Genomic DNA, 565 nt, shown 5'->3' on the forward strand with positions numbered 1-565 from the left:
GCAGCCGTAGCTTCGGTGGTATGTTTAGCCCCGTTACATCTTCCGCGCAGGCCGACTCGACTAGTGAGCTATTACGCTTTCTTTAAAGGATGGCTGCTTCTAAGCCAACCTCCTAGCTGTTTTAGCCTTCCCACATCGTTTCCCACTTAACATACACTTTGGGACCTTAGCTGACGGTCTGGGTTGTTTCCCTCTCCACGATGGACGTTAGCACCCACCGTGTGTCTCCCGGATAGTACTTTACGGTATTCGGAGTTTGCAAAGGGTTGGTAAGTCGGGATGACCCCCTAGCCTTAACAGTGCTCTACCCCCGTAAGTATTCGTCCGAGGCTCTACCTAAATAGATTTCGGGGAGAACCAGCTATCTCCCGGTTTGATTAGCCTTTCACTCCTAGCCACAGGTCATCCCCTAACTTTTCAACGTTAGTGGGTTCGGTCCTCCAGTCAGTGTTACCTGACCTTCAACCTGCCCATGGCTAGATCACCGGGTTTCGGGTCTATACCCTGCAACTTAAGCGCCCAGTTAAGACTCGCTTTCGCTACGGCTCCCCTAAATGGTTAACCT

1 rRNA gene is annotated in these 565 nt (G+C 51.5%); it reads right to left on the reverse strand.

The window, feature by feature from the left end:
• Window positions 1-565, reverse strand: a 23S ribosomal RNA gene (locus tag ACXAH1_RS24665); the annotation flags it as partial.

It is taken from the genome of Pseudoalteromonas sp. AWH4_217 (assembly GCF_056161105.1).